General features: G+C 63.4%; 10 protein-coding genes. 4 read left to right on the top strand and 6 right to left on the bottom strand.

Annotation, left to right across the window (positions count from 1 at the left end):
- Positions 1-112: 112 nt before the first annotated feature.
- The 6 genes from PQQ96_RS20595 to PQQ96_RS20570 form a co-directional block, all read right to left on the bottom strand.
- Positions 113-1261 (bottom strand): enoyl-CoA hydratase/isomerase family protein, encoded by a 1149-nt coding sequence (locus PQQ96_RS20595; RefSeq protein WP_408295748.1) that lies wholly within the window; start codon positions 1259-1261, stop codon positions 113-115.
- Complete coding sequence (locus tag PQQ96_RS20590) at positions 1258-2094, bottom strand: enoyl-CoA hydratase (RefSeq protein ID WP_408295745.1); 837 nt, start codon at positions 2092-2094, stop codon at positions 1258-1260. Before PQQ96_RS20590 ends, PQQ96_RS20595 begins: the two co-directional genes overlap by 4 nt.
- The gene (mmsB, locus tag PQQ96_RS20585) at positions 2094-2987 is read right to left on the bottom strand and encodes a 3-hydroxyisobutyrate dehydrogenase (protein ID WP_408295742.1); all 894 of its coding nucleotides are present in this window, start codon (positions 2985-2987) and stop codon (positions 2094-2096) included. The genes PQQ96_RS20590 and mmsB overlap by 1 nt, the downstream gene beginning before the upstream one ends.
- A 27-nt stretch (positions 2988-3014) precedes the next feature.
- A complete protein-coding gene (locus PQQ96_RS20580) occupies positions 3015-4532 on the bottom strand; it encodes a CoA-acylating methylmalonate-semialdehyde dehydrogenase (protein WP_408295739.1) in 1518 nt (505 codons plus the stop codon).
- A gap of 59 nt (positions 4533-4591) precedes the next feature.
- On the bottom strand, positions 4592-6283 hold the full coding sequence (locus tag PQQ96_RS20575) for an AMP-binding protein (RefSeq protein WP_408295736.1): 1692 nt from the start codon (positions 6281-6283) through the stop codon (positions 4592-4594).
- A gap of 152 nt (positions 6284-6435) precedes the next feature.
- A complete protein-coding gene (locus PQQ96_RS20570) occupies positions 6436-7569 on the bottom strand; it encodes an acyl-CoA dehydrogenase (protein WP_408295733.1) in 1134 nt (377 codons plus the stop codon).
- Positions 7570-7858: 289 nt separating this feature from the next.
- Between PQQ96_RS20570 and PQQ96_RS20565 the strand changes: the two genes are divergently transcribed.
- The 4 genes from PQQ96_RS20565 (at position 7859) to PQQ96_RS20550 (ending at position 11785) form a co-directional block, all read left to right on the top strand.
- Positions 7859-8914, top strand: coding sequence for an AraC family transcriptional regulator (locus PQQ96_RS20565; protein ID WP_408295730.1), 1056 nt, complete (start codon positions 7859-7861; stop codon positions 8912-8914).
- Between the two features lie 83 nt (positions 8915-8997).
- Positions 8998-10617, top strand: a complete 1620-nt coding sequence (locus PQQ96_RS20560) for an NfeD family protein (RefSeq protein ID WP_408295727.1) — start codon at positions 8998-9000, stop codon at positions 10615-10617.
- A complete protein-coding gene (locus tag PQQ96_RS20555; RefSeq protein ID WP_408295724.1) occupies positions 10614-11387 on the top strand; it encodes a slipin family protein in 774 nt (257 codons plus the stop codon). The genes PQQ96_RS20560 and PQQ96_RS20555 overlap by 4 nt, the downstream gene beginning before the upstream one ends.
- A gap of 140 nt (positions 11388-11527) precedes the next feature.
- Entirely contained in the window at positions 11528-11785 is a 258-nt protein-coding gene (locus PQQ96_RS20550) for a DUF4148 domain-containing protein (protein ID WP_408295721.1), read from the top strand.
- Positions 11786-12104: the final 319 nt, after the last annotated feature.

The following is a 12104-nucleotide window of genomic DNA, read 5'->3' as shown; positions in this document are numbered from 1 at the left end:
CGGCGGCAAAGAAAGTAAGTGCCGCCCCGCACAGGGGCAACCCTAATAGACCACTAAGAAACCAAGAAAAGGCCAACACCGTAGGAATACAGACCAACAAGCACCGCCTACCTCATCGTGCTTCAGCACCCAAAACAACCAACGGATGCGCCTCAATCTTCCAAGGCGAAGCCAAAAAATGCCGGACTCTTTCCGGTCGCACTTCAGCGAGCGTCGCCGGCGCCCACCGGCACTTCCGATCCTTATCGATCAACAGCGCCCTGACGCCTTCGCAGAAATCCCCTTCCTCGATCACCCGCTTGACGATGCCGAGTTCCATCCGAAAGCACTCCGCCAGAGTCATCTGCCGCCCACGCAGCAACGCCTCGCGCGTGACATGCAGCATAGTAGGCGAATGCCCAACCATCGCATCATAAGCAGCCTGCAGCCACTGCTTAACCTCCCGCGCAGGCTCGCGCTGCAAATCCTGCCGTAACGTCGCAACAATCCGCTCAATACTCGACCGCCGATCAAAATGCCGCAGGATCAACTGAGTAAAAGGCCCCAACGCAGCATGCGGAATGATATTGCACGGCGGTTCAAACACCCCACGCAACGCCGCCATCAAATCCCCCGCATGCGACATGCGCTGCAAGCGCTCTTCGAAGGTCCCAAGCCACTCGGCCGGCACACACAGATCCGCCAGTTGCAGGCGCAACGCATCCGCACCGGATAACGTCACGCCAGTGAGCCCAACATACAATTCAACCTCCGCCGGCATCACGCTCAGAAACCGCGTCGCACCGACATCAGGAAGAAACCCAATGCGCGTCTCCGGCATCGCGATCTTGCTGCGCTCAGTGACGATGCGCAGCCGCGCCGCCTGGCCGAGCCCCATGCCGCCACCCATCGAGATCCCGTCGAGCAACGCGACCACAGGCTTTGGAAACGTGTGCAGCGCGTAGTCGAGCCGGTATTCGCCGACGAAAAACGCCAGCCACCGGCTGTCGCCATTCTTCGCGAGCCGGTGCACCTCGCGCACGTCGCCGCCGGCGCAAAAACCTTTGGCGCCAGCGCCTTTCAGCACGAGGGCGACGATGCCATCATCGGTGCGGCAATGTTCGACCAATACAGCAAGCTCGCGCACCATCGCGTGCGACAGCGCATTGAGCGCGGCCGGCCGGTTCAGCGTGATGATCGCCACACGGTTGACGACGCGAAACAGAATCTCGCGCTCCGCTTCTACGCTCGTATCGAGCGCGGCACTCTGCAAGGCGCTCATCGGCGGGGCTCCTGCTCGACGTTCTCAACCTGCTCAGCGTTCCCTGCGTGCCCAGCCTGGGTCACCTGCCAGCGTGGCGCGCGCTTCTCGAGGAACGCATTAACACCCTCGCGCTGGTCGGCGCCGTCGAACAGATCGACAAAGCGCTCCCGCTCGACCGCGAGAGCCGCCGCGCGCGGCACGCCGTTGCGGCCCTGGTGGATCAGCGTCTTGCTGAAGCCAACCGCTTGCGGGCTCAGTGTTGCGACACGCGCCGCCATCGTCAATCCGGCCTCCCGTGCTGCGCCCTTTTCCACCACTTCTTCGACGAGACCGATACGCAATGCCGTCGCCGCATCGACGCGTTCACCGGTCAGAATCATCCGCTTGGCCCAGCCTTCGCCGACCAGCCACGGCAGCGTCTGCGTGCCGCAGCCGCATGGCAGCAAGCCCACCGCCGTTTCCGGCAACGCCATCAACGCGTGCTGCTCGGCGATGCGGATATCGCAGGCCAGCGCGCATTCGAGTCCACCGCCCATCGCGTAGCCGTTGATCGCGGCGATCACCACCGGCCGCGCGTTCTGCAAGGTCTCGAACGCGGCACCGAAGCGTGTCGCCGCCGTGCGCGCGACTTCGCGATTGCCATCAGCGAACGTGTTCAGGTCGGCGCCCGCGCTGAAGAACTTGGGGCCGTCGCCTGTGATCACGATGGCCCGCACGCGCGCTTCGCCGTTCAGACGCTCGATGGTCTGTTGCAATTGCAGCAAACCGTCCGGCGTGAACGCGTTCGCGGGCGGCCGTTTGAGCGTCAGCAGCGCGACGGCGCCATCGTGGGCGTAGTCGAGTTCGATCATCACGCGTCCCCGTCTTTGCGATAAAGCTTGATCACCGCGGAAAAGTCGAGGCGTCCCGCGCCCTTGGTGCTCATCGTTTGATAAAGCTGCTGCGCGAGCGCACCGAGATACACCGGCTGGCGCGCGAATTTCGCGGCGTCGGTGGCAAGGCCCAGGTCCTTGAGCATCAGATCGGTGCCGAAGCCACCGGTATAACCACGCGTAGACGGCGCGGTTTCGATCACGCCGGGCATCGGGTTATACGTATCGGAACTCCAGCAGCGGCCCGTCGACGTATTGATGATGCCGCCCAGTACTTTCGAATCGATGCCAAGCGCCTCGCCCAGCGACATCGCCTCGGCCACACCCGCCATCGTGATGCCAAGCACGAGGTTGTTGCAGATCTTCGCGACCTGGCCGGTGCCGGTCTCGCCGCAATGCACGATGTTCTTGCCCATCGCCGACAACACCGGCTTGACCGCCTCATACGCGCTCGCGCTGCCGCCGACCATGAAGGTCAGCGTGCCCGCCGCCGCGCCGCCGGTGCCGCCCGAGACGGGCGCATCGACGAAGGTATTACCGCGTTGCTCGGCAAGTTCGGCAAACGCTTTCACGCTTGCCGGGTCGATGGTGCTCGAATCGATGATCGTCACGCCTTCCGGGATGCCGGCAAAAACACCGTCATCCGCGATCAGCACGCTGCGCACGTGAGTGGCAGCGGGCAGCATCGTCACCACACATTCGACGTCGGTCACCGCGGCTTTCGGCGAACTTGCGGCTTTAGCGCCCGCATCGACGAGTGCCTGCACCGCTTGCGCGTTGAGGTCGAATACATTAACCGTATGGCCCGCCTTGAGCAGGTTGAGCGCCATCGGCGCGCCCATGTTGCCGAGTCCGATAAAGCCTATTTTCATGGTGTTGTCTCCAATAGACCTTGAAGCTCAGCGCAGGCTGATAGTCGTATTGACGCCGTCGTTGACGGTGTCGTCGTCGAACCAGCGGGCCGTAACCGTCTTGGTCTGCGTGTAGAACTGCACAACCTGTTTGCCGTACGGCCCGAGGTCGCCGAGTTTCGAGCCGCGCGAGCCGGTAAAGCTGAAGGACGGCACGGGCACCGGAATCGGAATGTTGATGCCGACCTGGCCGATATCGATCGCGCTCTGGAATTTGCGCGCCGCCGCGCCGCTTTGCGTAAAGAGGCCCACGCCATTGCCGAACGGATTGCTATTGACGAGCGCAATCGCATCATCGAGCGTCGCGGCATTCAGCACCACCAGCACGGGGCCGAAGATTTCCTGCCGATAGATTTCCATTTCGGTGGTGACATCGGCGAAGACCGTCGGGCCGATGAAGTTGCCTTGCTCGTAGCCCGGCACCTTCACGCCGCGGCCGTCGAGCGCCAGTGTTGCGCCCTCTTTCACGCCCGTTTCGATCAGGCCGAGAATGCGTTGCTTCGCGGCGCGCGAGACGACCGGGCCGATGTCCGTATTCGGCTCATTGCCCGCGTTGACCTTCAGCGTCTTCGCCTTCGCAACCAGATCGGGCAACCATTGCTGCGCCGCGCCGACCAGCACGACCACCGAAGTCGCCATGCAACGCTGTCCCGCTGCGCCGAATCCCGCACCGGCCAAGGCGTTCAACGTCTGCTCGCGGTTCGCATCGGGGAGCACGACGGCGTGATTCTTCGCGCCCATCATCGATTGCACGCGCTTGCCATGTTCGCTGCCGAGGCGATAAACATGTGTCCCAACCGCCGTGGAGCCGACGAACGAAATCGCCTTCACCAGATCGTGCGTGCAGAGCGCGTCAACCACGTCCTTGCCACCATGCACGACATTCAGCACACCCTTCGGCACGCCGGCTTCGAGCGCCAGTTCGACCAGTTGCATCGTCGACAGCGGATCCTGCTCGGAAGGCTTCAGCACGAACGTATTGCCGCAGACGATCGCCATCGGAAACATCCACAACGGGATCATCGCGGGGAAATTGAACGGCGTGATACCGGCGCATACGCCAATCGGCTGACGCAACGTGTAGGTATCCACGCCGCCTGCGACGTTCTCGGCGAACTCCCCCTGCTGCAAGGTGCCGATCGAGCAGGCGTGCTCGACCACTTCAAGCCCGCGGAAGATATCGCCTTCCGCATCGGGAATCGTCTTGCCCTGCTCGGCGCTCAAGGTCTTTGCAATGCGCGGCGAATGCTCGCGAATCAGCGCCTGGTACTTCAGCATGATGCGCATGCGCGCGCCGATCGGTGTGTCCTTCCACGTCTTGAATGCTGTGTGTGCCGAGCGGATCGCTTCATTCACTTCATCGGCGGTGGCGAACGGTACGCGTGCGAGCACCTCTTGCGTCGCCGGGTTGACGATGTCGCGCCATTCGGTGGTTTTGGATTCGACGAACTCACCGTTGATCAGCAGTTTGACGGTGGCGGCCTGGTTCGAGGCAATTGCGCTCATGCTGGAACTCCTGTGCAGTGGCCGCGTGGCGGCCGTACAGTGACTGGGAATAAAAACGATCAACGCAGATCCGGGAAGTCCTCTTCCCAATATTCGTCTGGCAGACGCGCGGGCTCGGCCTCGCGCTCCATTTCGCGGCGCCGCAATTCGACGCGGCGGATTTTGCCGGAGATGGTTTTCGGCAACTCGCTGAATTGCAGGCGGCGAATCCGCTTGTACGGTGCGAGCTTTTCGCGCGAGAACGCGAACACCGCGCGTGCAAGTTCGGGACCGGCTTCGTAGCCCTGACGCACGGTGACGAACGCTTTGGGCACCGACAAACGCAGCGCATCGGCACTCGGCACCACCGCCGCTTCGCCGATCGCTTCGTGTTCGATCAGCACGCTTTCGAGTTCGAACGGGCTTAGCCGGTAGTCCGACGATTTGAAAACATCATCAGCACGGCCGACATAGACGTAGTAGCCGTCATCGCGACGCAACGCGACATCGGAGGTGTGGTAGAAACCGTTGCGCATGGCTTGCGCAGTGGCGTTGGCGTTGTTCGCGTAGCCGGTCATCAAACCGAGCGGACGTTCGGCCAGGGGCAGCGAGATTTCGCCTTCGGTAACGGGTTGATCGTCGGCATCGAGGAGCTCAATCTTGTAGCCCGGCAGCGGACGGCCCATCGAGCCCGGCACCACCGGTTGTCCTGGCGGGTTGCCGATCTGGCAGGTCGTTTCGGTCTGGCCGAAACCGTCGCGAATCGTGATCCCCCACGCGTGCTTGACGCGTTCGATGATCTCCGGATTCAAGGGCTCGCCCGCACCGACGATCTCGCGCAGCTTCACCGGATAGTCGGTGAGATGCTCCTGCACGAGCATGCGCCACACGGTCGGCGGCGCACACAGCGTCGTGACCTTGAAACGCACCAGCACGTCGAGCGTGTCTTTCGGCACGAAGCGCGGAAAATTGAAAACGAACACACAGGCTTGCGCATTCCACGGCGCGTAGAAGCAACTCCACGCGTGCTTGGCCCAGCCCGGCGAGCTGATGTTCCAATGGATGTCGTTGGGTTGCAGGCCGATCCAGTACATGGTCGACAGATGGCCGATCGGGTAACTCTGATGCGTATGCTCGACCAGCTTCGGTTTGGACGTCGTGCCCGACGTGAAGTACAGCAGCAGCGGATCGGTGGCGTGCGTCACACCTTCGGGGGTGAATTGCGGCGATGCATCATAGGCCGCGGCAAGGTCGATCCAGCCGTCGCGCGGCGTGCCGACGGAGATACGTGTGAGCGGCACGTCGAGTGCGTCGAACTTGGCCAACTCCGCGCTATCGACCACCACGAACTGCGCGCCGCCGATCTGCACGCGGTCGCGCACGTCGTCGGCGGAGAGCTGGGTAGTGGCCGGCAGAACGATTGCGCCGAGCTTCATGGCCGCGAGCATCACGTCCCACAGTTCGACGCGATTCGGCAACATCAACAGCAAGCGGTCGCCGCGCCCCACGCCAACACCGCGCAGGAAGTTCGCCATGCGCGACGAGCGCTCGGACATCTGCGCGTAGGAGAGACGCAATCCGTCGCTTGCCGGATCATCGACAATCCACAGCGCCGGGTTGTCATTGTCTCGCGCGATCACATCGAAGTAGTCGAGCGCCCAGTTGAACTGGCCTGGCGTCGGCCATGCGAATTCGCGGTAGGCGCGGTCGTAGTCGGTGCGATGGCGCAATAACAGATCGCGCGCTTCGAGAAAGCCCTTCGCTGCAGTCATCGTCGTCTCCTGTCGACCAGAGTTGGCGCTTTAGTGCCTTACTCTGGTCCCATGCAACATGGTTGCTTGTGGCGCGGTATGCGCTCTACTTTTTGCCTCTGCTTTCTACTACTAGCAAGCTATTTTGCGCTCAAACGCCCTCTAACCTGCGTTTAAACATGGCGCGCGATAACCATTCGCTGCACTTCGCTGGTTCCTTCGTAAATCTGTGTGATGCGGGCGTCGCGATAATGGCGTTCCACCGCGTAGTCCTCGAGATAACCGTAGCCGCCGTGAATCTGGATCGCATTCGAGCAGACTTCCTCGGCGAGTTCCGACGCAAACAGCTTGGCCTGCGAAGCCTCGGACAAACACGGCTTGCCCGCCGTGCGCAACCGTGCCGCGTGGTGCACGAGCAGACGCGCGGCGTTCAGGCGGGTCGCCATATCGGCAAGCATATTGGCGATGGTCTGGTGGTCCTTCAGCGCCTTGCCGAACTGGATGCGTTCGTTCGCGTAAAGGCGCGCGGCATCGAATGCGGCTCGCGCGATGCCGACCGCCTGCGCCGCAATACCAATGCGACCACCCTCGAGATTCGACAATGCGATGCGCAGACCTTCGCCCGGTTCGCCGAGCAGATTGGCTTCCGGCACTGCGCAATCGTCGAGCGAGATCGGGCAGGTGTCCGAAGCGCGAATGCCAAGTTTGTGCTCAGGCTTGCCGACATTGAAGCCCGGCGTATCAGTCGGCACGATGAAGGCTGACAGGCCACGCTTGCCGCGATCAGGATCGGTAACGGCAAACACAATCGCGATACTGGCGCGCGCGGCGTTGGTCACGAACTGTTTGTTGCCGTTGAGAATCCATTTGCCGTCGCGCAGCACCGCACGGGTGCGCAGATTGTTCGCCTCGGAACCGGCTTGCGGCTCGGTCAGGCAGAACGCACCGATGCTGCGGCCAGTGGCGAGGTCTTGCAGATAGCGGTCTTTTTGCGCATCGGTGCCGAACTTCAGGATCGGCCCGCAGCCTACCGAGTTGTGCACGCTCATCAGCGTGGCGCAGGCAGCGCAGCCCGCGGCGATCTCTTCGAGGGCGAGCGCATAGGCCACGTAGTCGGTATAGGTGCCGCCCCACTCCGGCGGCACGATCATGCCGAGAAAACCGAGCTCGCCCATTTGCGTCACGACTTCCGCAGGCAGCTTCGCGTCGCGATCCCACTGCCCGGCGTGCGGCGCAAGGCGCTCCTGGGCGAAGTCGCGGGCGGCGTCGCGGATCATCCGCTGTTCGTCGGTGTAGAAGCTGTCCATTGGCTCGGTCCTGTTAGGTGCATCCGGTCGCGGCGGCGACGCGTTGGCTCATCGTCTGCGACTCATCGCGGGCGGTGGCCGGTCTCGCCGTGGTGTCTCCGGGCGATGCGGCCCGCGATCGGTTCAGAGCAAGTGTAGGGAAGCTACTGGACAGGTTCGATGCTCAGCCCGATCATTCTGGTTGAGCGCATTTGCCATACCGGCATGATAAAAATCCGATTCAGGCCGTATTTTCAAAGGCTTAGCGAATCGTCACAAGGAAAATGTTGAGCGCGTTTGCCAGAAAGTCATGAAAAACACGAAGAACGCCGGGCACGACAGGGGCACGATTTCCGTCAGTATGGTCGAAGAGGCCCTGGCGCTGGCGCGCGCGCGCGGTTTCGAGGCGCTGCCGCTCGCCGAAGCAGCCGGCATCGCGGCGCCGATGCTAGCGTCGCCGAAAAGCCGGGTTTCGTCGGCGCAGTACGGCGCGCTGTGGGCCGGCATTGCCCGCGCGCTAGACGACGAGTTCTTCGGCCAGGACGCACACCGCATGAAGAGCGGCAGCTTCATCGCGATGACCCAAACTGCGCTGACCGCGCGTAACGGCGCGCAAGCACTCGCCCGGGCGGTCGGCTTCATGCGGCTCGTGCTGGACGACCTCGGCGCCCAGATCGAAACGGATGCGCAGCGCGTGCGGTTACGGTTTATCGAACGCGAAGGCGCGAGGCCACCGGCCATGTTCGCTTATGCGACCTACTTCATCCTCGTCTACGGCCTGCTGTGCTGGCTGGTCGGGCGGCGCATTCCGCTGATCGAGGCGCGCTTTCGCTGCGCCGCGCCGCCCGCCGCGCACGAATACCGGTTGATGTTCTGCGACGACATGAGCTTCGATCAAGCCGGATCGTATGTCGACCTGTCGCCGGCGTTTCTCGAGCTACCGGTCATCCAGACAACGAAGTCGGTCAAGCCGTTCCTGCGCGACGCGCCCGGCAGCTTCATCGTCAAGTATCGCAATCCCGGCTCACTCGCCGCACGCGTGCGCAAGATGCTGCGCACGCTGCCGATGGCCGGCTGGCCCGCCGCGGACCAGATGGCGCTGCGCCTGCACATCGCCGAAGCGACAATGCGGCGGCGTTTGAAACAGGAAGGCTATACGTATCAGTCGATCAAGGACGACTTGCGGCGCGACATCGCTATCGGTGAACTGCAGGACACCGATCGCACGATCGCCGACATCGCCACCGCCGTGGGTTTCGCGGAACCGAGCGCGTTTCACCGCGCGTTTCGCAAGTGGACCGGCATGCGGCCGACCGATTACCGGCCGGCGCGGGCGGATTTCACGCGTCGCACGGAATCGGACTAAGCTGTAAGGAGCAGGCCAGCCTTTTCTGGGGTATCGGCCCGCGTCGGCCGATACCCGTCGGCATGGCGCGGCAGCCGTCAGCGATGAGCACGTATCCGCGCCTCCCGTTCCGGCAGTCTGGTCCGCGCCCCGCGCTTATCCGTGGCGGAGTCGTGGGCCAGTTGATGCGCGGCATGACCGCGTTCGGTCTCCTGTTGGCGCTCGGGTTCGCATTGTGCGAAAACCCGGCGCGGGTTGAGGTAGCCGAGGCCGCCGTCGCACCGAACAGCGTGGTCGTGATCCCCGTGAACGGCGCGATCGATCCGGCCAGCGCCGACTTCATCGTGCGCAGCTTGCGGCGCGCCGCCGACGAACGCGCGCAACTCGCCGTGCTGCAACTCGATACGCCCGGCGGGCTGGATACGTCGATGCGGCAGATCATCAAGGCGATTCTCGGCTCGCCGGTGCCGGTTGCCACCTTCATCGCCCCCAGTGGCGCGCGCGCGGCGAGCGCCGGCACCTATATTGTCTACGCCAGCCATATTGCGGCGATGGCGCCGGGCACCAATCTCGGCGCGGCGACGCCAATTCAGATGGGCATCGGCGGTGCTGAGCCGCCTGCGGGTGGCGGCGGAATGCCGGGCCTGCCGGGCGGTGGAGCCGGAGCCGGTTCTGGTGCACAAAAGAATGGCCCGGGCGCGCCTGCCTCAGCTGATTCGGCGAGCTCAGCCAGCGCCGCCCTTCCGCTCGACACCCAATCCACCGAACTGCGCAAGCAGGTCCACGACGCGGCCGCCTACATCCGCGGCCTCGCGCAAATGCGCGGACGTAACGCCGACTGGGCCGAGCGTGCGGTGCGCGAAGCCGTCAGCCTGTCGGCCAGCGAAGCACTCGCGCAGCACGTGGTCGATCTGAACGCGCGCGACATTCCCGACCTGCTGCGTCAGGTTGACGGCCGCACGATCAGCACCAGCCACGGCGACGTCAAGCTCAGCACCGCCAATGTGCCGGTAATCACGTTCGAAGCCGACTGGCGCAACCAGTTCCTGGCGGTCATCACCGATCCGAACGTCGCGCTGGTGCTGCTGATGATCGGCATGTACGGCGTCTTTTTCGAGTTCGCCAACCCGGGGTTCGTGCTGCCGGGCGTGGTCGGCGCCATCAGTCTGCTGATGGGACTCTTCGCGATGCAGATGCTGCCGGTCAATTACGTCGGGCTCGGCCTGATCTTCCTCGGCATCGCATTCCTGATCGGCGAGGCGTTTCTGCCGACCTTCGGCTCGCTCGGCTTCGGCGGCGTAGTCGCGTTCGTGATTGGCGCGCTGATGCTGATCGATACCGACGTGCCCGGCTACGGCATTCCGCTGCCCCTGATCGCGGCCGTGGTCGTGTTCAGCGTCGTGTTTGTGTTCGGCGTGTCGAGGCTCGCCTTGCGGGCGAGGCGCCGGCCCGTGGTAACCGGTTCGGAAGCGCTGATCGGCAGTCTGGGCGTCGTGCTCGATGGTGGCCTCGTGCCGGATGGTGGCCCGCTGCAGGGGGACGCAACGGCTGACGCAGCAGCAGGCGGCGCACTGGCCGGCTGGGCTCAGGTCCATGGCGAACGCTGGCGGGTGTCCAGCACGGCCCCGGTCGCGGCCGGTCATGCGGTGCGCGTGACGGCGCGACGCGGACTGACGCTGACCGTGGTGCCCGCGGAAGCATTAAAACAAGGAGAACGCTCATGATCGGTTTCACATTCGGCTTCAGCAGCATTCTGATTCTGCTGGCGGCCGCACTGATTGCTTCATCGATACGGATTTTTCGCGAGTACGAACGCGGCGTGGTGTTCATGCTCGGGCGCTTCTGGAAAGTCAAGGGGCCGGGCCTCGTACTGATCATCCCGATCGTGCAGCAGGTGGTGCGCATGGATTTGCGCACCGTCGTGTTCGACGTGCCACCGCAGGACGTGATTACCCGCGACAACGTGTCGGTCAAAGTGAACGCGGTGGTGTATTTCCGCGTGGTCGATCCGGAGAAGGCTGTGATCCAGGTGGCGCGCTATTTCGAAGCGACCAGCCAGCTGTCGCAAACCACCCTGCGCGCGGTGCTCGGCAAACATGAACTCGACGACCTGCTGGCCGCTCGCGAGCAACTGAACGCCGATATCCAGAAAGTGCTCGATTCGCAGACTGACGCGTGGGGCATCAAGGTGGCGATCGTCGAGATCAAACACGTGGACATCAACGAAACGATGATCCGCGCCATCGCCCGTCAGGCTGAAGCCGAGCGCGAACGGCGCGCCAAGATCATTCACGCGGAAGGCGAGCTCCAGGCGTCGCAGCATCTGCTGGAAGCGGCGCAGACGCTTGCGAAACAACCGCAAGCCATGCAGTTGCGTTACCTGCAAACCCTCACGACGATCGCCGCCGACAAGAATTCGACGATCGTATTTCCGCTGCCGATCGATCTGCTGAGCGCCGTTCTGGACCGCTTCAGCAAGCCGTCGGCGTCCTGAACCGGGGGGACGCACCGGTTCACTTTAGCCCGCATTGGATCACGGGATGAAACGGTGCATTGCCGTCAATCGACTTATTCGAAATGCATGCGAAACCTAACATTTAAGGGTCGTCTTTAACCGCTCCATAGGAGCCAACCATGAAAATCGTTTCTCTCGTTGGACTCGGCGCGCTGTTGGCCGCCGTGAGTATGAGCAGCGCGTTTGCGCAGACCGCGCGGCCTTACGACCAGTCGGGGCCGCTCACGCGCGCCCAGGTCAGGGCCGATCTGGCCGACTGGCGCGCCGCCGGCTACGATCCGCTCGACTGGATCGACTATCCGGACAACGCGCAACGCGCGGGCCGCATCGTCGCCATGCGACGGGCGCAACAGATGGGCGGGAGCATGGCGCAGTAATCCGTCTCACCCTGGCCTTGAAGCGGCATGCCAGGCCGCCCGCGACTGCAACGGTCGCAGGCGACACAGGCCTGGCATACCCGCCATTCCCTCCCCGCTCCCCCGAAAACCCGCCGCTGCCTGCCGCACCGTCGTAATTTCGCTTGCCGCTGCGCCCCGTGCGCTGGCAAGGTATCATCTCGCCCCTTCGGCAAACCCTGCAGTCACACAATTCGGTTCGCCGCCGCCAATCATGATTACAATCCGCCCGTAGGCCTGAACGCGCGACGCATGGTTGCCGTGTCGGACGACACAGTCGCCGCTGATTCGCTACGCATCG

It is taken from the genome of Paraburkholderia sediminicola (assembly GCF_046027825.1).
Lineage (GTDB): Bacteria > Pseudomonadota > Gammaproteobacteria > Burkholderiales > Burkholderiaceae > Paraburkholderia > Paraburkholderia sediminicola_D.
This window is presented reverse-complemented; position numbering and strand designations above follow the sequence as displayed.